A 20,598-nucleotide genomic window follows, 5' to 3' on the forward strand; every position below is an offset into this window, starting at 1 on the left:
TGAACCCAGCTAGTTATCCTGGTGTAAAGCTATTTTGCGTGACTCAGAAAGAAACTAGATGGCTTGAAATCGAGTGTTTTCTAAACAAAATACTGAATTTCAGACATGCCTAGATTCGTAAGTTTTTTAACGCTTTGATCATGGCGTAAGTTCCACCGACTTGCGCTTTGTAGTGCGGTTTGGGCATGAAATCGTGGTTAATAAGAGAATGTCTTTGGTCTGATCGTACGATTCTGATTTAGTTCACTCGATTTACGCAACAAAGTCGCCCCAAACCTACAAATTACCCTGGCGTAGATAGTTGATTGATTGACTGATTTTGAGTTTAAATCTTATCAGTTGTACCGCCCTAATTTGAGCGTTGCTTGTCCATCATTTCTTGGAAGAGCAATGAAGATATCCATCATACTTCGTTCTCAAGCAAGCCGCTTCTCTATCTTGTTATATTCAACATCAATTAAAAAATCGGCCTTCTCAAATCAAAGAATTCATCGGAGTTTTTAGATAGCCTAATGAGAGAAGTCGTCATTTACGAATAGAAGTAAGGGGTATATCTGGTAGATGAGGGCTTATTATGATGGTAGTGAATAGAGTATTGGTAGTATCTAGATTGGGGAGTAAACCAAAGCTCAATGACTTTGGTTTACTCCTTCAAAGCACCAAGCAACTACGACTCATTACATCTAGATTACGATTTAACAATTAATCATTTCGTTCACTGAGATTTTGTTTCACGATCTCTGAGTCTTTTTGAGCATAGAACTCAACATAAAATTGAGTATCTTCGGTCATGAACTCAACTTTATGCCAGTATTCCGGCGGGGAAATGAGATATTCATCTGCTTGAATTAAACTCTGAATATCGACTTCACCTCTGCGGCCTTTAAACCCAGTAAACTGCAATGTCCCTGAAATTACTTTAATTTTTCCGTATACACCTGCTTTTGTATTGTGTTCGAATAAAAACAACTTAGGAATGGTTTCTTTTGTGAAAACATCCGTTTTTTTATAGTTTATAAAATCATTTGGAATCGACATACCAGTCACCAATTCAGATCAATTACAGAAATAGTTGCTAGCTAATAATTATGAACAAGAACCGCAACAAACACCTGGTTCACCATGCTTTTTCTTAGTCGCCTTCTTTTCAATGCTCTCTTCTGTTTTTAGATTTGAGTTTTGTTGCGTTCGTAGTGCAGCGTTTGTTGATTGATCATCTTTTTTTCCAAATAGATTCTTTACTGAAAATGTCATAAGTCGGTACCCTTCTTTGATTGGTTTTCATTCATTACGCAAGGTGGCGATAGGGAATGTTAATGCTACAACACCAAAAGGTGCATTTGAGATGCATGTTATATGATATTTATGTCAGTTCAAGCTTTATTTAGCCCGTTTTGGTAAGCACTAATTGAACTTAATCTATTTTAGTCTCTATATAACAATAACTTACCTACTTATCCCTTACCTAAATGCGATGAAAAACTTGAGGAGATAATCCATCAGTAGTGACATGCTGATTCAGAATTCGATATGTCTTGTTATAAATTACTGGAAACAGATAGGGTTAAACATTTCATTAGCCCCCTATTTTCGTATGAAACGATGGTCAAAGCCCAAACCCGTTAATTAGTGACGGGGTTGGGCTTTAAGTTGTAAAGCGAGTTAAATGGTAAGCTAGTTATAACTCTCGATATATTGAACTGATGTACAACAACTGAACATAAATTGAGAAAGAACGTCTTAAACCTGCACTTTCATAATCTAATCGCATACCTTTGTCTAACAAGGAAATAAAAAACTAAGGAGCAATGTCACCCGTTGCTTCCCATATCACATTGCATGCTTGCTTTTCAGCAGCACTCAAGAGCTCAATCAATGGCAGAGCTCGATGGACTAGGCTGACAGGTTGGTCAACCACCGCCTGTTCGTCATTGTCATCTTCCCGCTCTTCAATAATTGGGCTGCTTCTTTCTATTTCGATAGCAGCTTTTAATCTGTTAAGAGCGGCAGGGACATCCGAAGCCAATATGGCTCCATTGTTCGTACTAGAGTGCCCCATCATTTTTAGCAATTCTAATCCAATATCACCAAATAAAATGACGTTAGCATAAGCTTTACATTTGAATGTAATCAACATAGTAATGAGATTCTTTCATTATGGATTTTAAACGATGATAGCTCAGTTTGTCAGGCTCGTATTTGATCGGTGACGCATATCTTTAAGCCGCAAATAGTAATGTGATTTCGGTTACCAAAAGGGCAACCAATAAGGGCGCAGATATTATGCCACTTGAGCTGTTAAATATAGTTTCAACTCATATGCAGATGATAATTTTTCTGTTATGGCCTCAAAGGAGTTTACTAACCCACAACATAGCGCTCGCAATTTTCGGAAGATCTTTTGAGCAAAGACAGACTATTCACTTCCTTCTGAATAAAAGTGAGCTAGAGGTTTTTCTAGGTTCTCAATCTTAGGATTAGCTAAAGTATAGCAAAGCCTCTAATCGATTGGCCTAATTCACTGTGCCACTACAGAGGGAAGGTATAGGCTACCTCACCTATTGGTCTCACCCATAGAAACTACATACAACCACAAAGTTTTTCGTGATTTAATCTCTCTATCGTAAACAAATTTACTACCAAATAGAGGTTATTATGAAAAAATCTATAATAGCAATGTCATTATTAAGTGTTTTATCAATGTCAGTTTTTGCTGATGCTCCTAACTACTCACCGACTGAAATACACGAGATGAAAGCAAGTTTTGATATGGAAACTTGGCAACTAGGTAAAGATGTTGATGCAACACGCTACATTTATACTCACGCATCTGAATACTTCAAACACGCCGATATCAAAAAAGGCGGTAACACTCATGTACTGCCGACGAATATTCAGCCTGAGCTTGGTTTAATTGAAGCTGAAACACATGCGGGTAAGAAATCGCTTGATCAATGGACAGAAGGTCACTTAGACGCTGTTATTGTTATCCACAAAGGTAACGTTGTATACGAGAAATATCCTCGTATGGAAGAAGATGATAAGCACATTTGGTGGTCTGTCTCTAAATCAGCCGTGGGGACGTTAGTCGGTATACTTGAAGCAGAAGGTAAAGTTGATATTACTAAAAACATTGAAACTTACTTACCTGAACTTAAAGGCTCAGGTTGGGAAGGCATCACTGTTTCAAGCATTCTTGAAATGGCATCTGGGATGAACGGCTTAGAAGCTGATGACCCTGAAGCATATACAAACATGCACTCTCCTTATGCACTGTATGAATCAAGCCTTGGTTTTACTGGTAAAACAGAGCAAACCATGGACTCAACGTATGATTATATGAAGACCTTGGTGAAACAGAAACCCGCTAATACTAAGCATGAGTACACATCGGTTAATACATTCGTACTTGCTTGGTTAGTTGAGAAAATGGAAGACAAGCCATACAACAAAGTGTTTGAAGACCGTATCTGGAAACACATGGGTGCAGAGTTCAATGGTCAAGTTCAAGTTTCTGATATTGGCGCACCAGGCGCAAGCGGCGCAATCAGCTCAACGCTTCGTGATCTTGGTCGTTACGGCATGATGTTTACCCCGAGTGCACCAAGCAAAGCAATCCCTGAAAGCCACATTAAAAAGGTTTCACAGGGTGGCAACACTACCGCTTACGAAGCAGGCATGCTATTTCCCGTGATGAACAACTACGTACTAGGTAATGCGCACTCATCGGCTTACCAATGGGATATCGTAACCACTGATGGTGACTTTGCTAAAGCCGGTTACCATGGACAGACACTGTATGTTTCGCCAGAGGCTGACTTAGTCGTCGCGGGTTATGCAACGGTTGAAGGCTACGACACTTGGATGTACGCACGAGCAATTGCTGAAAAATTTAAAGCAGAAACACAAGCCACCTCTAAATAGTCATTAAGCTATTCCATATTACGGTAAGCACATCTGCTTACCGTAGATTTTTATCCCCTGTAGAGCATTCAGCTCATATATTAGGATATTAATTTAATTAGGAAAACAATGTGAAAAATTATCTATCTAAACAACTTGTTGCTGTAGGCATAATCACAACACTAACAGGCGGTGTTGCATCCGCATTTGCTGAACAAAGCCTTATCGACCACCCTTTACAATCTGATGTGACGGCAGGTGTTACCCTCGAAAACTGGCAGCAAAACCGTGGTTACGGCCTAAGAAATTTTCAACACATCACACGAGACCTAATTTCTGCAAATGCAGAAAAAGTACGTGAACTGAAAATAGAAAGCGACTACGTAATTGACGAGTTACCCATTGTTAAAGCATTGGCGAATCACAGAGCAATTGACTCTTTCGTTATTCTGCGTGGTGATAAAATTGTTTTTGAAAAGTATGCCAATGGTGTAACACCGCGCACACCTCATATGGCTATGAGTGCATCAAAGACGACTGTAAACCTACTGGCCGGAAAAGCAGTTGCCGACGGCAAATTGAATATGAGTGATAAAGTTGAAAAGTACATTCCTGAGATCGGTGCAGGCTACCGTGGACGTACCGTTTCTGAAATCCTTTCAATGGATGTTTATCATGAATTTGATGAGTTTACAGCTTATACCGCTAAGCAGGGTACTCGCCTTCGCAAAATGCTAGACGTTGAAGAAGCGACCCTAGGTTGGGAGCCTTCAAGTCATACTGACATGAATCGTAGAGAGTTCATTGCTACGTTCGAAGCCGGTCATGAAAATGGCTCAAATATAAATAAAACCGGTCATTACTTCTACACCACAGCTAATACAGATCTAGGTGCGTGGATAGTAGAGCGTGCCACTGGTATACCGACTCAAACAGCAATGCGTAATATTCTGCATGCCATTGGCGGTGAAAATACCACTTATATATCCACCGACAAAACCGGTGTTCCTATTACGGGGGGTGGTTTAATCATGACACCTCGTGATTGGGCACGTTACGGAATGCTATTGGCAAATGGCGGAATCGGCGTAAATGGCGAAATTGTTGGCGGTGGTACAGCATGGATGAAAGATACGATGACCAATGGCAGCGTTCCAATCGGTGTGGAGTCTTGGTCTTATTACAATAGCTCTTACACAAGTTCACTTGGTTTTGGGCACCCAGGTTGGGGTGGACAGTGGATTTTTGCAGACCCTGAGTCTGACACCGTTGTCGCTATTTTTGCAGGCTTACAAGGGCCTAATCCAGCAGACTCAGAGTTTGCAAATAGCTTATTAAGCGCATCACACGAAGTTGTTAATTACCATCGTGCGATGGACAAAGAAACGAAATAAGCTTTTGCTATGGAGTCAATAAACTGACTCCATAACCATTAGCACTAACTAAAATGGTAACAATCATGTCCAATACGCTAAAAAACAAAATCGCACTAGTTACTGGTGCGCGATCTCCACGTGGAATTGGTTACGCATCAGCACGCCAACTAGCAAAAGCAGGGGCCGATGTTGCAATTGCTGATATTTTTAACTCTGCTGATGCTGATTCTTTTACGGAGTTTCACGCACTAGGCAAAAGCATTGCTGAAGAGTTTGGTGTTCGATGCATCACCATTTCAATGGATATAACGGATCGTCTGCAAGTTGAACAAGGCATCGCTAATATCGTTACTAAGCTAGGTGGTTTGGATATTCTGTTCAATAATGCAGGTATTTGCTTTGGCGAATTATTCATGGATATGTCTCTTGAACAACTTAATAAAGCTTGGAATATCAACGTTGTTGGTGCATTTCACACCACTCAGGTCGCGGTAAAAGAAATGCTGAAACGTGGCGGTGGTAGCATTATCAATAATGCATCTGTCGCAGGCATTGGCTGTGAGTCACACATTTCTGCTTATAGCATGTCTAAGCATGCTGTCGTTGCAATGACGAAAACTTTAGCAATCGAGCTTGGAGAGCAAAATATTCGTGTAAACGCAGTATGCCCAGGCATGGTGCTTACTGAAATGTGCGATGTTGAATGTGGCATTATTGCTGATGCAGAAAGTATCACTGTAGAGGCCGCGCATGACCTATTAGCTAGCCGAAACGCTCTTAAAAGAGGATGCAAACCCCATGGAAATTGGTGATGTGGTTACCTTCCTTGCCTCGTCGCAGTCGAGCTATGTCTCAGGTGCAACAATTGAAGTCGCTGCCGCACAGCCTTGTGGCCTATAAATCACTGGTTATCTAGTGAGTAAACAGTAAGCTAAGTCGTCATAACTATTCAGCTTACTGTATCCTTAAAGATGTAAATAGAACTCAAATAAATGGCCAAACGAGCCAGCTAATGCAAAATATCTACACCCAATTTATCACCGCACCTATCATACTTTCACTTGAAGAAAACATTCTCGAACGGCTTCAATTAATAGTTTACTTACCGTCGATAAGCTTTGGCTTTTTGGCCAAATAATATCGTAAGCAATAGATATGTGACTGAGGGCAAATTCAGGAAAAAGTTCAACAAGGTCAGTAGATAATGGTTTCTGAGCTGAGTATAAAAAACCCCACCCAATATTCGCACGAATCAATGAAAGGCTCGTATTATAATCCTGACATTCCCAGGTATAAGGTGACATTCGCTCCCCTTGATACTGAATATTTTCATGATCGTCATGCAATGCCATGATTTGAGTATGTGCAAGCAATTCATCATTGCTTATTTGCTTTTTATTGGCGAGAGGATGTTCTTTACCACAGACAAATCGGATCGGCCATCGACCCACATTACAAAACTCATAGTGTTGGCTGTGCCCTTCAAGTGCGGGGCACAATGCAAAATCCAAGCTACCAGCTTTTGTTTGTTCGATTAATTGACTACTAGAACAATTAATAATACTAACTTTAATGAGCGGATAGTGCTTATACAGCACTTGAAAGACATTAACAAAGTCATTGATATCAAGATGATGGTCAAAACCCACGCGAATTGCTACAGGAGCGCCATTAGCAAGTTGAAGCGCATTAGCGTTAAAGCGCTCGCTACTGTCAACCACCACCTTCGCACTGTCGTAAAGGGCTAGCCCGTACTCTGTTAATTGGGGATATTTACCAACCCGGTCAAAAAGAAGAATGTTTAACTCATCCTCAAGACGAGCAATATTACCGCTAATGGTTGCTTGATGTTTTCCTAATAGGCGACCAGCCGCACTAAATGACCCACTATCTGCAGCAGCAATAAAACTGCGTAAAAGTTCATGATTAATCATAGAGAATCCCTGTTTATCAAGCCCATAGGTAACACCAATATAAGCTACATGTTATCACACAGAAATTCTGGATATATACTTCTCATCAACTTGAAAAACGCTTACTTAAAACTCTCGTCGACCACTTGGGCGATCGCTTCATCCTTAATTCTTCGTGCAATTGCGAAATAGATTGGAAGAAGCATCATCGGAACTAGCTATCATCAGGCAAGACAAAAGCACGAATTTACTATAAATGGTCAAACAAGTGCCCGGTTTAGTCCGTCAGTTTCCCTTGGTAGATAGTGTAATTACGCCGTCGCTTGGCAATTGAAGTACGACAGAATTGCTTGGTGACCACATGTGTAATGGTTTAGTGTTTTTGTCTATAAGTGGGGCTAACGATGACCGTCCTGAGAAACTTCTGGACAAAACTTGTTAAAAAATTTTTAGGGGCTGAGTGAACTCCAATAATGTCAGCTATTATAAACAGCATACGAAGTTGTGGACAATTTACATATCCACAACAATTCAACGTTGAAATCGATAGATTCAAAGAAGGTAATTACTGAGTTACTACTCTGATGCGGTCTACGTCGACTTTTACTGTTGTCCAATCTTGGTCTACTTCACCTTGAACAATAAGTTTAGTATCTGCTGTCACATTAATACCGTGCCAATCTTCGTTTTCTATTTCCACAACAATTTGGCCCGTCTCATCACTAAACGTATATAGTTCATGACCAATTTGTTCTGTGATGTTGCCAGTAAGAGTCACATAAGTATCGTCTCTTGCTTCAGAAGCAGCGTTAACCGTATCCGGATTAGCAATATTGCCGTTAAAACCAACCGATGATGGCTGATTAGATACATTCGCCTGACCCGAAGAAAACCCACCCTGCGCAAATGAACCAGCACTGGTTAGCGTTACTAGAGTTAACACACTTGAAAGCAATAATTTATTTTTCATGATAAACCTTATTCAATTTAAATAGATATGAACTCACTTCATACCCTGAAAGTTGCGATGTAGGTCTACCTTAATAAATTCTGTAACAGTTTTTTAAATTAGAACATATTCAAAAAATTAATAAGTCATAAAAAACGTTACATACGATAAAAACTGTAATTCAGCTATTTCTCGTAACCAAACCAATTCCTTAGGACAAGAACGATCTCTTCAATAACTTCTCGGTGGGGATAGTCCAATCTGTAGTACAGCATCAGCTGAAATGATGGATCGATTTCTCTTTTATGAAAATTAAGTGACACCACTGTATTAGCATCACTACACTCGACCATCTCTAGACTTTTGAATAAGGCTGTATCGTATTGATGGGTTTGTTTATAAGGAGAAGACCAAATAGAAGTTTGCGACAACAGCATATCCAATTGTACGTTCGACTCGCCACACAAGGGATTATTGGGGTGCGCAATCAAAGTCGTAATTTCTTCACTAACCGGTGCTCCACCCACGTTTGGATAAATGGAATCAGCAACAATACCAAGTGCAAAATCGACGAGTTTGTTATCAAGAGCCAACTGAGTATGGGTCATATCCACATTTTTAAGCGAGATCTGTAGGTTAGGCCATGATGTTTTCAACCGACTAATCACATCGGCAATACCTTTCCCATCTATTAACTCACCAAAACTGATCGCTAATTTAAGTGGTGTAGAGTCACTGTAGACGAAGAATTGCCCAATTTACGAGCTGCTTTGTTAAATGTTCCCATTTCAGCAGCGACGATAAAGTACTCACGGTTGTGACTTGAAAATGTTAGCACTGTTTCGTTCTCTCGGTTTCCCATAGCAATACAACCACTCCAAATATGGGTCACTTCGTACTATGGGCTATCTCATTATGGTGTGATTATAGAACACGTCAACACAAACAACTTAATTCAGAGGCTGTACATCAGGCTGCCTATACAACCAAAGAGTATTTACAATGAAAAAATCAATCTTAGCCACAATTCTATTAGCGACAACTATAGGCTCTATCACATCGGCATCGGCAGCAGATGAAGTGCCTCTATCTAAGTTTTATGAAGGCTACACAGTAGCGGAAATCCCAGCTGACGGATTCCAACAATGGCCTTACTACACATATGCATCAGCGCATATTGAACAATTCCTACGTTATGGTGTGCACAAACTACCTGCATCAGTAAACCCTGTTAAAGTTGAGCGCGTTGGCGGATTTGAAGTTTCACCTGAACTACGTAAAGACCTCATCGATACACAGGTAAAAGCATTCGTAGTGATGAAGGATGGCAAGGTACTAGCTGAGCACTTCGACAATGGCTTTAAGCCCGGTATGCTAAATAACTTGCAATCAGCAGCGAAGTCTTACGTTGGTGTTTTATTAAGCCACGCGGTTGATTCAGGCAAGGTTTCTCTTAATAAGAAAGCGAAAACTTATTTGCCAGAGCTAGAAGGTTCTATTATTGGTGAGGCCACTATCAGCGAAATGGCTACAATGAACTCAGGCATTGAACCGCTAAGCGATTATCATACCCCTGGATCTAACGGTTACGAGTGGGAAAAAGAGATAGGCCTACAAAACGCAGGTGAGCCAATTGGTCACTTAAATGCAATCAAGGCCGCTAAGGCGACACCATACGAGCGTGGTACTAACTGGGATTACACAGACCAAAACTCTGACACCCTAGCTCTTATCATTGCTAAAGTTGAAGGTAAGCCATTTGAGCAATTACTTGCTGAGCTACACAATAGCTACGGTGGTAATAATGAAATTCAAATCGCAAAAACATCTGATGGCACAACATCACCATCATATGGTATCAACACCAGTGCATACGATTATGCTTTGTTCACTAACTATATTGCGCAAGGTAAAGCGGGCAAATCTTTTTATGCAGAATTAAAAGACTCATCTAACGATGTACTTAACGTTACACCTTCAATTAAAGATGTATTTGCTGCAGCAAGTCCAACAACGTATGACATGCAATCTTACACGATGGAAGCTGAAAACATCATTTATTCTCATGGTTCATTTGGCCAAACTGGTTTGGCTGACATAGAATCTGGTTATTCTGTAGTGTATCTATCGGATTGGTACACTAATACAGATGTACCAAGCCTACAAAAGCAATTAATTAATGCGGTAGACATTATTAATGAGCTACGAGCTCAACAATAACCATTAGTTAAAAGCCATCGCCCGCATCGGGCGATGGTTATAATTGTAATTCTATCGCCCGCTCTTCAGGGGCCGGTCTCACCTTTTGCTCACCATTAGCTTACGTATTCCAAAATCAGAATTCTACTGTGCGCTCTGATACCGCTTGCAACTCGTTTTGGGGCACTTTCGAGTTACTAAGTGCCAACTGTGAAGGTTCTGAACAGAAGTTTGTCGTGGTCAGTGGCAGAACAAGGACTAAAAAATACTTATGAGCTGGCCAAATTAACTGTGCCACTACACATATAGGCAGAAGCTAACGATTGTTTGGGTTATGGAAGTTACCACTTGTTCAATCTCGTAAATATAATAGACAGAAAAAACAAAGCACTCACACGCTAGTGTAAGTGCTTTTCGCCCTCTGTATTTGAACTTACTGCACCACTTAAAGCATGAGTACCTCAGCAGTCCCTAGACAAAGAAAACTATAAATTTTAAGGGCTAGGCAACTTACCCAATAAGGTAAACGACCCCCAAAGCTCTATTGAGCTCATAGAGAATGTAAGTCTAAGAAAATCGTGCACTAAAATATTGCCTACACAAATTATTAGAGTTCAAACACCTATCCACTTGTGAGCCAAAGAGTAATACTTTCTAACTCAATTACTGTCGGAATTGGGGAAATAATCAATGAGCTATGGATCCCCAGTTCCAACTGGTATACGAGAGTTTTACAGTTTTAAACAAACGAGACCTCTACCTCATAGTGTTTGTGTGCTTCATAAGGAAGAACAGCTGTATCTATTCTCGTACCATTAATGTTTATAGAAGGAGTATTACCGCGAGTAAATTGAATGTTATAAGTAGCATCACGATACTGACGAAAACATGAAGCTTGGTCCCAATCTGATGGAAGGCAAGGATCTATCGTTAACCCCTCAATTTCAGACTTCACACCCAGCAACCCTTCGATCACCACTAGTAGCATCCACGCAGAGGTACCCGTACCGTAATGCATACTAGAGCGTCCATAGTTTGGTGAATCTTTTAAGCCGTAGTAATAGTTAGAGATATACAGTGGCAACTGTAAAGATTGCGAAACCGGATTGTGTGGATTGGTTGGCAGTGTCTTTGCAATCACCTCATATAATGCATCACCGTTGTGCTCCATTGAATCAGCAAACGCTTTAAACATAGAAGCATGGCAATAGATTGAACCATTTTCCGTCGTACCTGATTTTTTAACACTTACACGACCCCAACGCTCATCCCAGTCATCAAAAGCAGGATCCAACAACAGTGGGCCAAACGGTGTATCGAGTCTCTCAAGCGATTTATTCATGATTGGTAATCGCTCTTCCGGAACTACACCAGAAATCACAGACCATGTTTGAGCATTTAAAAACAGGCGATTATTGTCATCTCGGCTGCCATATGCAACACCATTATCATCGAAGCCTGCCACGTACCATTGCTCATCCCAACAATGCTGATTAATGCAGTTAACTAACTCTTCTCGCATTGTGAGTAAAGACTCAATTTCAGCTTTAAAGTTTTTATTGTCAGAAACTAAGCTGAGATACTCATTTATGCTATAAACCAACGCCATCGTTGACCATGTTGACTCGCCTTTCCCTTCACGGCCTACACCATTAATAGGATCGTTCCAATCCCCATCCCCTATCAAGCATAATCCATGATCACCGCGATGGTTATACATATAAGTAATTGCATCGTTCAGGCGCTTACTTACATTCAATTCTTTATGCTCAAAAAGCGAAATTTCACCTTGTTGCTTGATCAACTTAATCAAGCAGATCACTAACCAAAGAGGACCATCGGTATGATGAAGAAGGCAGAGACCTCGAGGTGAAGTATCATCGGTAAAGTGCCATTGTTGAATAAAACCATCGCTTTGTTGCTCCCGCAATACGTCGAGCATAAAGGATTCCGCTTTATACGGGTCAATCAAAGCGTAACCCATTGCATCCTGAAGTTGATTTCGAACAGGGCAATAAGTAGTACCGCGATTTTGTCGGCATAGAAGAGTTACTTGTTTCTTTAACCAATAATTCGTTAGGTAGTTTAAATTGACGTCAGGTGTTGTGATACTGAATCGATCAAATTCTTTTAACCAGTAATCCTGCGTATCTTTGTACGATTGTTCAATCCTATCACTAGTCATAGAGCTACGTTTAGCTTCAATTTCTGCATATGATTTAGCAATGCCAAGTTGCAAATGAATTGTTGAACTATTACCTTCACTTACAGAAACCTGATGACTCATAGCCGCAATAAAGTCTTCTGCTTCCCCTACAATGCCACTGCATTGCCCTCGCTTGACCGCGACAGGCAATTTATTCAAATTATCTCCGCCAAAGAAGCGCCTTTGACTCATATCCACACTCGAAGGAGTCTGATCCGACATCAAATAAACGTGAGAAGGTTGATCCGCAACTTCGGCTTTTTCATGATACATAGTGTGGTAGGGATGCGCATACTTAATTATTGACTGTATACCCTTATCATAATCACAACTGCCCCCCATGACACCATGATCATAAAGACCAAACGCAGAAATGATGGTTAATGAATCCCTTTTACCTGATAAATCAGATAGGGTGATAGTCCAATGTTCTTGCTTCCCTTCGATAGGAACAAAAGACTGGATCTTAACTCTTATCGCACACTTCTCTATCGTTAATGTTGTACCTGCAATGGAGTGGTCACATTGATAAAGATCGAAGTCCTTTTCAGATGACAGATGATTAACATCAATGACCACATTATTCTGGTTATCTATTATGTAAAAGTAACGATACTGATGAGACAAAAGATGTCGATTATAGCTCTCGACGTAATAGCTCGTTCCTTGTAAACGCTGATCAATCTCTAAAAGATACTCATCGTTATAGAGTGGGTTAGACCATTGAGAAGGTGTATCAGGAGTGTGTATACGGTAAGTCGAACCAAGATTAGCAAATTCGCCAATGTGCATGCTTATTCCTCTGATTACCGTCGAAATATCGATGGTAGAACTGCAAAGCACCGCAGTACTTCCAATACCACGGTGCGAATAAAATAGAATTAATTGTTATTAATCAATACTTTTGAGTCGTAGAAGTGAACGTAGGATATATCGTAATTGATACCTGCTGCTTCTCCTGCTACAGGGTAAACGTAGAATCGGGATAAATCGCTCAAATCAAGACCTGCCGATTCAAATTTAGATAGATCGATTGTATATGATACCCATTCATCGCGAACTGGCAGGCTTCCCTCATCTGAATCCAACAACGACAACACAACTGCATCTTCCCAGCCAGAGGTAGGATCAAAGCGTATCACCCAGTCACTTGGATCTGATAATGCCGTAGAATCCACTCTTAAGCGAAGATCAAAGGTTAAAACACCTTCATTGTTAATAGCTGAAACATCTAAAGGTGCGTCAGGAATTTTAAATACAGCTTGAGCACCTGTACCGGTCAATAGAAAGCGAACTGTTTCCTCACTCCAATAGTATGAATTGCCATCGATAGCAAATATATTTGCGTCGTCCCCATCAGTTATTTTATGCACCAACTCTGGCGCAGGGTCTGGATCTATAGGGTCATGAACGAAAGCTCCTTCTGCATAAAAGCTAACATTGGCAACATAATAAACCGCGCCATCGCCTTTACCGTAAGTTGGATAGATAGCAACTCGGTCGATTGCACTTAGATCAACACCTTCGTCACCAAGATCCGATAGATTAAAAGTATAATTAACCCATTCGCCTACCACTGGTTCCGCTTGATCTTTGCTCATATCTATCAGATTCACATAGACTACTTCTTCAGCCGAATCAGCATTACTACGAACCTTCATTTCCCATAGTGATTCAGGGTCCACAGCTTCAGTTAGAACCTTTAGATCAAATGATAATACACCTTCATCTACATGCTCAGAGCCGTCAAAATACTCAATGCCTTGAGCAATCATGCCGGCATTTTCAGCACCAGAAATTTCGTACTTCACAGCATTGGCGTAACCGAGATCACCGCTATCTTCAAAGAACGCACGACCATTTTCAGAGGAGGTATAGACTGACCAACCATTTGACTCATCACTAATTGTTAATAACGCATGATCATCTTCATCTCCAGGCTCAGAACTGCCCGAGCCATCAGTAAAGATGATATCTGTCATATAATATACGGCTCCCGTCCCTTTGCCCCATGAAGGAGTCATCGAGATACGGTCTATTGTAGAAGTATTCAAACCTTCATTGGCAAGCTCACTAAGTGGGAAGCTGAAGTCATACCAAACTCCAGTCGCATCCATATCGGACTGTTCAATTGAGATCATCACTTGTTCATCGCCCAGACTACGTAAAGTGAAAGACCACTTATAATCATCGCTTTCTGTAGGCATGCGTTCAATTTTCATCGAAAAATCAATAGTACCTTCAGATTCGATTTCCGAATGATCTACGACACTTCCTGCTTCAAGCCCTACGGTTGTTTCACCATCGATAATACTAAATTTAAGAACATTACCTTTCATTGAGTCAGACGTGGTGACGATGCTTCCGCCACCACAGCAGTCATAGTATTCCCAGTTCGAATTTAAGTTGCCGTCAAACACGATCATCGGGTCGGTTGGTTTATCACCACCGCCGGTATTGTCATTACCACTAGTAAAATCTGTCCCACAACCGATCAATACTGTTGCTGTCAAGCAAGCACCCGTGGCCCAAAACACCTTGTTTGGCATATTTTTCAACATAGTTAATCCTTTGCCCTTTGTCTCATTTCGAGAAGTTAGAGAAGCCGATTTCATTTTAATTACGAATTCATTATGCATTTGTTACTAAGTCGAAATGTGAATTGACCCGCACTAATAAAGATATCTCACCACTGGTGAGATATCTCATTTGATTCTATTTGAATTGAGAAATTCATCATTTCGAAAGTAAGACCATTTTATTTAAATATGGATTCTGTACTCACTTAAGCGCATTGGCGACCCCTACTAAAGCATGCTTTTGGTTTAAGCTTTCATCAAAAAGCAAAGGCCAATCTGGAACCTCGTAAAAATCAGGGATCCAGCTGTCTTCATCAGTCACACCCCAAAATGAAATACCACCTCTTTGTCCTTCAGGAACAATTTCCAAATAAGTTGTAACAACTTCCTGGTACCTTTTTTGCTGTGCTTGAGCAACAGTGGTGTTATAACAACTGACGTTTCCATACTCATTCATGCGAACATCCATTTCTGTGATTTTTACGAGCAGACCGGTATCAACCGCTTGCTGTAAGGCGCTACGAAGCTGAGAGGAAGATGGTACATCATGGGTGATATGCATTTGAAAACCGATACCGTGGATAGGAACATCTTCGACTTGCAGTTCGTTTATCATCTCCAAGGTGATTCTCAACTTATCATTGTCGCGTTCTAGCTGGTAATCGTTGTAGTAAAGCAGAGCATTAGGGTCAGCCGCATTCGCAGCTAAAAATGCGATGGGTATGTAGTCTTTCCCGATTTCTCGATACCATACGCTCCCTTCAACACCATGAGCGGGGTTATCATAATTTCGATAGTCAGAGCCTGAGCCGTAGTCATCCGTAAATGCTTCATTTACAACATCCCAACTGACAATTCGATCTTCATAGTGACCGACTACTGTTGCAATATGGTCCGTCATGTATTGACTGCACTGAATGCTCCCTGAGCAGTTTTGTTTAAAATCAGCGATACGTTTGTGCCATACCAACATATGGCCGTGTACTGACATCCCATTTTGCTCAGCGAAAGCAACAAATCTGTCTGTGTCATCAAACTCATATACATCCTGCTCAGGTTGCATATAGCTCGGTTTCATAATGTTTTCTGCGGTAATTTGATTAAAATGCTGAACTGTCACTGTTTCTAGATCTGGACGTTTAAAGATACTATTGCTGGCCTGACCTGCTGGTAGTGCGACACCTAATGCTAACCCTTCATTTACTGCTTTTAGACTTGCTACCTCTTCACTTGGTAACTCAATACTACAACTAGGATCACTACCTGTATCATCATTACCAGAATTGACATATCGAGTGTTACAGCCCGAAACAAGTGAGAGTATCACTAAGGCCAACGCACTTTTTTTTATAGCCGACATATACTAAACCTCAGAATTGTGGCGTCGAATAAATATTCAACGCCACTATAACGTTACTTGAGCTCACTATGATTGAGCGAAGATGAGACCCATACCAAAGGAGAGTTCCAGTTAATGGTAATTTCATTTAGTGTCCACGCACCAATATCATCCTTGAAGCAAGTTTGAGGATGACAGTATTGACTCATCGCAGAGGCAATTGGATCGCTAAAGCTGATGGAGTTCGGACCACCTGAAAGTGCACCAGGAGCGGGACGAGGAGAGTTGTTGTCATTTTGGTGCGCCCAAAATCTATGGTGAGGATTATGAACGAACTTACTTCCATAACCTGTTACATAAGAAAGATTTAAAGGGTTAGTACCAAGCACATAATCCATATTACTTGCTGCAGACTTTAATAGATCCACACTTCCTGAAAAGTCATAGCCATAGATAAGAAATATACTGCGGTTTACTACATTTGAGTTAGAACCCCAAGGGTAATTCTCTGGGTTATAGGTAAGGTTATACCCTTCACTTTTTGCTTGGTCATTGTATGCCCTAGCCGTTTTTATCAAATTATCGCGCGCAGCTTGAATCTTATCTTCACCCAAGTTATTTGGGACTACAGCCAAACTAATAGTGCCTGCAGGTGCCATCTCTCGCCAATAAAAATCACCAGATGAATCTTTATCTCCTACGGGAGTCTCTAAGAAGTGATTTGATGATTCTACAAACTGTTTGTATTTGTCTTCACCTGTAGTTATATAGAGCTCTGCAGCTGCCCAATAAAGTTCATCAGATATTTTCAGATCACCATAAGGGCCTGAACCATTGAAATTGTTATAAGCATAGATTTCTGGATGATTCAGTGCCGCATTCCAAGCTCTTTCTGCAGATTGGAGACAACGATCCGCAAACTCTTCATCTATATCACGCCAGATACGTGCACCTTGTGCCGCTACTGCCGAAAGATTTAACGTTGCTGCTGTAGAAGGTTGGCCCACATAACGCTTTATATCACTTAGGTGTGGAGGGTAAGGCATCTTGGCCCAACGTTCATCTGCCACTTTATGAAAGGCAAGACCACCAGCGTCAATCTCGGTTAGTTGAAGATTATCTATTTCCGCACTTTGGTCACCCACTGGTGCATACACTTTTTTGCCTTCCGGTATTTGCATCGCCAGCATGAATTCAAGATTCCAACGAGCCTCACTTAATACATTGTTAACACCACTTTCTGACTCAGGAATTAAATTATTCTTGCGCTCTAGGGGAAGACCTATTGACTCGATATGCTTGAAACGCTCGTAAAGATTTAGCAATGTCCAGGTAGAAATGCCGCCATTCACAACATACTTACCGTGATCACCGGCGTCATACCATCCGCCCGACACATCAATCTCAAAGTCACAACCCGGCCACATGTTGCCTTCTTTGTCTCGTTTATCAAAGCACGTGACTACATCGCTTGCATGTCCCGCAGGACGAGCTAAATCTTGTCTTTGGACATATTGTTCTAAAACATCGATAGCACTTCGGTTGTGGTAAAAGTACAAGAACGCATCTTCTGTCAATTGCTCATATATATCGCTGGATATAGCAAATGGGAAACTGTCTTTCCCATCAACAGACAACACTAAATTTGTATCCTCTTCTTTCAAGTTACTGAAGTCGACTTGATGAACATGTTCATTGGAGGCTTTATTGTCACCAAACACCGTTGTCTTACCAGAAGCAAGTACCTGACCTGTTGCATCTTTCACTTTCCAAGCAATAGGCTTTGATTCATGGGTTTGAATTACTGCTATCTTATTGGCATTGGGCAAGTAACCGGTCTGGTTTACTCGAACTGGCTGGATAAACTCTTTCTTTACGTATTGCTTTCCAAGAATAGAAACATCGCTAATACATACCTTGGTTTGCTTCTGCCCACCCATTTGAAATTGCAATGTTACATTGTCATCACTAGTATGCTTTTGGGTGAGGCGAACCTTGTTACGTCTCGCACTCTTCGACACTCGCACATCTTCACCAACATAGGTCGTATAAGGTGCACCATCATGCTGAAGAACAGCTCTAATTCGAGTGTTTTGATCTGCTCGTACAGTAAACTCGATTTGATAACGCTCACCTTGCTCTAAGCCAAACCCACCTTGACCAAAAACAATATCCCAAGGGTTTGAAGTACTTTCATTAATATCAATGCAGGCTTCACCATCTTCTACTACCGCGCGATTACCTGAACTCCACCAACCATTTAGCTCATTTTCAAAACTACCATTTCGAACCATCTGATTATTTGCCAATGCGGTAGTGGAAAGGACCGCCATCGCCAAACATGCAAATTTTTCTTTCATATTTATGTCTCACGTAAAGTTATTTTTATTGTAAAGAACAAGAGGCTAGACCCACGTTACCGTGGGTCTAATTTGTAGAACTATTTAGTGCGTGGCTCAATATTCATGAGATGCACAATTCGGCTCATCCCTTCAAATGGCGCAGGGAATATAATTGGATTGTCCGCGTTAGCAAAACCCATGAAACGAGAGTCGTTGTAGAGATACCAAACACCATTATTATAAAGAGGTACTTGTACCGCTTCCTCGGCGTAAATACGTTCAATCTTATTGGTCAACTGGCGTTGCTTTTCAGGATCTAAGGTTATCGATAGAGTATCGATAAGCTCGTCAATTTCAGCGTTTTTGTAGTTATGCATAGAGGTTGACCACCAAGCGCCGCTATTTGCATGACGTGAATGCATTGTATAGTCATAAAAACGCCAGACTGAGGCTTGAAGTGAACCCGATGAAAATGTGGCATCAAAATCAGAGGTTTGCCAATTTTGTGCATAAGCATTCACTTCAGGGGTGACCACCGTAGCGTCAATACCGACTTCACGTAGACCTTCTACAGCAATAGATGCGTTATTCACCCAGTCAGTCCAACCGCTAGGTACTTGAATGCGAAAACGAAGACGTGAACCATCTGGATTCTCGACATATCCATCACCAGTGACATCAATAAATCCCGCTGACTTTAGAATTGCTCTAGCCTTATCAAGATCATACTGAAAAGTCTCATTCCAAACAGAATCAGCAACTTCGTCACGCCAGTTCCACAATGCCTTTGGAAGAGCACTAGCTGGATTTCCTCCATCAACGTAGTTATAAGCACCTATCATGATCATTCCATCACGATCCATGGCTAAATTGAACGCTTGTCTGAAATCACGACTATGAAACGCTTTTCTAGCCCCTTCATTTTTAGTATCGTAATTCAGTGCTATCTTTACTGCGCTATTAGATGGAAACCAGTATTTGTTATTAGGATGCTTTCTTTCATAAGTTCGCTCGATACTTGGAACAAAAACTCCCGCCCAATCAATCTCTCCTTTTGCAAGTAACTCAAGAGCCGCATCGTTGCTCGAATACTGAGGAAACTCCAAACAATCCACTTTTAGATTCTTATTCCAATAATATGGATTGCGACACTGGATATATACTTGAGGGTTAAATCTTTGGATTTCAGTAAAAGGACCCGTACCGACTGGATTGATGTTTGAAGCTTGTGCAGGGCTATCGATTTTTGACCAAATATGCTCAGGCACAATACGAAGTGACTCTCCCAATATATCGTAAGCAGCAAAAGCATTTGGCTCTTTTAGATAAATTCGTACCGCATAGTCATCAATTTTTGTTACTGAATCAACACGACTTGTCAAACCTGAAACATCTACTTCAGGGTGCTTAAGAACGTACTCAATAGTAAACACTACGTCATCTGCCGAAAAGTCTTCCCCATCAGACCATTTCACTTCTTTTCGCAAATCAACTCGAATGCTCATCATGTCATCAGCTAGTTCATAACCCCTTGCAAGCCAAGGGTGCTCTTTCGAACTGTCTAGTAAATCAAACACCATGAGCGACTCATAGGCCCAATCCGAACGACCTCCAATCCAAGGATTAAAATTACGCACCCATCCTGTAGTTGATTCTGTGAGTACTTTTAAGTTTGGTGTTTCGGCAGCCTGTACGAATGTAGCTCCTATCATCATAACTGCAGCGAACATTGTTTTTTTCATTGTGCTCTCCATTTCATATGGCGGCTCTCTTTATTCCAAACAATAAATTG

At 40.9% G+C, this 20,598-nt stretch carries 15 protein-coding genes; 4 read left to right on the forward strand and 11 right to left on the reverse strand.

Features of this window, described 5'->3' with window-relative positions:
- Positions 1–702: 702 nt before the first annotated feature.
- From OCU48_RS08725 to OCU48_RS08735, 3 genes are all read right to left on the reverse strand, one after another.
- Positions 703–1,038, reverse strand: a complete 336-nt coding sequence (locus OCU48_RS08725; protein ID WP_141344212.1) for a TehB family protein — start codon at positions 1,036–1,038, stop codon at positions 703–705.
- Positions 1,039–1,086: 48 nt separating this feature from the next.
- Positions 1,087–1,254, reverse strand: a complete 168-nt coding sequence (locus OCU48_RS08730; RefSeq protein ID WP_141344213.1) for a CCGSCS motif protein — start codon at positions 1,252–1,254, stop codon at positions 1,087–1,089.
- A 544-nt stretch (positions 1,255–1,798) separates the two neighbouring features.
- The gene (locus OCU48_RS08735) at positions 1,799–2,137 is read right to left on the reverse strand and encodes a DUF1840 domain-containing protein (RefSeq protein ID WP_141344214.1); all 339 of its coding nucleotides are present in this window, start codon (positions 2,135–2,137) and stop codon (positions 1,799–1,801) included.
- Positions 2,138–2,655: 518 nt separating this feature from the next.
- Between OCU48_RS08735 and OCU48_RS08740 the strand changes: the two genes are divergently transcribed.
- From OCU48_RS08740 to OCU48_RS08750, 3 genes are all read left to right on the forward strand, one after another.
- Positions 2,656–3,924 (forward strand): serine hydrolase domain-containing protein, encoded by a 1,269-nt coding sequence (locus OCU48_RS08740; protein WP_141344215.1) that lies wholly within the window; start codon positions 2,656–2,658, stop codon positions 3,922–3,924.
- Between the two features lie 110 nt (positions 3,925–4,034).
- The gene (locus OCU48_RS08745; RefSeq protein ID WP_141344216.1) at positions 4,035–5,297 is read left to right on the forward strand and encodes a serine hydrolase domain-containing protein; all 1,263 of its coding nucleotides are present in this window, start codon (positions 4,035–4,037) and stop codon (positions 5,295–5,297) included.
- A 65-nt stretch (positions 5,298–5,362) separates the two neighbouring features.
- On the forward strand, positions 5,363–6,091 hold the full coding sequence (locus OCU48_RS08750) for an SDR family NAD(P)-dependent oxidoreductase (RefSeq protein WP_167496153.1): 729 nt from the start codon (positions 5,363–5,365) through the stop codon (positions 6,089–6,091).
- Between the two features lie 237 nt (positions 6,092–6,328).
- Here the strand turns inward: OCU48_RS08750 and OCU48_RS08755 are convergent, their stop codons facing one another.
- The 3 genes from OCU48_RS08755 to OCU48_RS08765 all read right to left on the reverse strand — a co-directional run bounded on the left by OCU48_RS08755 (position 6,329) and on the right by OCU48_RS08765 (position 8,899).
- Positions 6,329–7,213, reverse strand: a complete 885-nt coding sequence (locus tag OCU48_RS08755; protein ID WP_141344218.1) for a LysR family transcriptional regulator — start codon at positions 7,211–7,213, stop codon at positions 6,329–6,331.
- A gap of 544 nt (positions 7,214–7,757) precedes the next feature.
- On the reverse strand, positions 7,758–8,162 hold the full coding sequence (locus OCU48_RS08760) for a YgiW/YdeI family stress tolerance OB fold protein (protein WP_141344219.1): 405 nt from the start codon (positions 8,160–8,162) through the stop codon (positions 7,758–7,760).
- Between the two features lie 164 nt (positions 8,163–8,326).
- The gene (locus OCU48_RS08765; protein WP_371859070.1) at positions 8,327–8,899 is read right to left on the reverse strand and encodes a LysR substrate-binding domain-containing protein; all 573 of its coding nucleotides are present in this window, start codon (positions 8,897–8,899) and stop codon (positions 8,327–8,329) included.
- A 244-nt stretch (positions 8,900–9,143) separates the two neighbouring features.
- Between OCU48_RS08765 and OCU48_RS08770 the strand changes: the two genes are divergently transcribed.
- A complete protein-coding gene (locus OCU48_RS08770; RefSeq protein WP_141344221.1) occupies positions 9,144–10,361 on the forward strand; it encodes a serine hydrolase domain-containing protein in 1,218 nt (405 codons plus the stop codon).
- A gap of 718 nt (positions 10,362–11,079) precedes the next feature.
- On the opposite strand, the gene OCU48_RS08775 is transcribed toward OCU48_RS08770, so the two are convergent.
- The 5 genes from OCU48_RS08775 to OCU48_RS08795 form a co-directional block, all read right to left on the reverse strand.
- Positions 11,080–13,338 carry a GH36-type glycosyl hydrolase domain-containing protein gene (locus tag OCU48_RS08775; RefSeq protein WP_141344222.1) on the reverse strand — a complete coding sequence of 753 codons (2,259 nt, stop codon included), beginning with the start codon at positions 13,336–13,338 and terminating at the stop codon, positions 11,080–11,082.
- An 89-nt stretch (positions 13,339–13,427) separates the two neighbouring features.
- Positions 13,428–15,107, reverse strand: a complete 1,680-nt coding sequence (locus OCU48_RS08780) for a hypothetical protein (RefSeq protein ID WP_141344223.1) — start codon at positions 15,105–15,107, stop codon at positions 13,428–13,430.
- A 220-nt stretch (positions 15,108–15,327) separates the two neighbouring features.
- Complete coding sequence (locus tag OCU48_RS08785) at positions 15,328–16,485, reverse strand: endo-1,4-beta-xylanase (protein ID WP_141344224.1); 1,158 nt, start codon at positions 16,483–16,485, stop codon at positions 15,328–15,330.
- Positions 16,486–16,538: 53 nt separating this feature from the next.
- Positions 16,539–18,824 (reverse strand): glycoside hydrolase family 9 protein, encoded by a 2,286-nt coding sequence (locus OCU48_RS08790; protein ID WP_141344225.1) that lies wholly within the window; start codon positions 18,822–18,824, stop codon positions 16,539–16,541.
- A gap of 80 nt (positions 18,825–18,904) precedes the next feature.
- Positions 18,905–20,548: an ABC transporter substrate-binding protein gene (locus OCU48_RS08795; protein ID WP_141344226.1), complete on the reverse strand. Its 1,644-nt coding sequence runs from the start codon at positions 20,546–20,548 to the stop codon at positions 18,905–18,907.
- Between the last annotated feature and the right edge of the window lie 50 nt (positions 20,549–20,598).

The sequence above is a fragment of the Vibrio inusitatus genome, from assembly GCA_024346935.1.
In the GTDB taxonomy this organism is placed as follows: Bacteria; Pseudomonadota; Gammaproteobacteria; order Enterobacterales; family Vibrionaceae; genus Vibrio; species Vibrio inusitatus.

Excerpts from the sequence above, each read along its gene's own strand:
- OCU48_RS08725 (WP_141344212.1), bottom strand. The coding sequence starts at position 1,038 with ATGTCGATTCCAAATGATTTTATAAACTATAAAAAAACGGATGTTTTC.
- OCU48_RS08730 (WP_141344213.1), bottom strand. The coding sequence starts at position 1,254 with ATGACATTTTCAGTAAAGAATCTATTTGGAAAAAAAGATGATCAATCA.
- OCU48_RS08735 (WP_141344214.1), bottom strand. The coding sequence starts at position 2,137 with ATGTTGATTACATTCAAATGTAAAGCTTATGCTAACGTCATTTTATTT.
- OCU48_RS08740 (WP_141344215.1), top strand. The coding sequence starts at position 2,656 with ATGAAAAAATCTATAATAGCAATGTCATTATTAAGTGTTTTATCAATG.
- OCU48_RS08750 (WP_167496153.1), top strand. The coding sequence starts at position 5,363 with ATGTCCAATACGCTAAAAAACAAAATCGCACTAGTTACTGGTGCGCGA.
- OCU48_RS08755 (WP_141344218.1), bottom strand. The coding sequence starts at position 7,213 with ATGATTAATCATGAACTTTTACGCAGTTTTATTGCTGCTGCAGATAGT.
- OCU48_RS08760 (WP_141344219.1), bottom strand. The coding sequence starts at position 8,162 with ATGAAAAATAAATTATTGCTTTCAAGTGTGTTAACTCTAGTAACGCTA.
- OCU48_RS08770 (WP_141344221.1), top strand. The coding sequence starts at position 9,144 with ATGAAAAAATCAATCTTAGCCACAATTCTATTAGCGACAACTATAGGC.
- OCU48_RS08775 (WP_141344222.1), bottom strand. The coding sequence starts at position 13,338 with ATGCACATTGGCGAATTTGCTAATCTTGGTTCGACTTACCGTATACAC.
- OCU48_RS08780 (WP_141344223.1), bottom strand. The coding sequence starts at position 15,107 with ATGTTGAAAAATATGCCAAACAAGGTGTTTTGGGCCACGGGTGCTTGC.
- OCU48_RS08785 (WP_141344224.1), bottom strand. The coding sequence starts at position 16,485 with ATGTCGGCTATAAAAAAAAGTGCGTTGGCCTTAGTGATACTCTCACTT.
- OCU48_RS08790 (WP_141344225.1), bottom strand. The coding sequence starts at position 18,824 with ATGAAAGAAAAATTTGCATGTTTGGCGATGGCGGTCCTTTCCACTACC.
- OCU48_RS08795 (WP_141344226.1), bottom strand. The coding sequence starts at position 20,548 with ATGAAAAAAACAATGTTCGCTGCAGTTATGATGATAGGAGCTACATTC.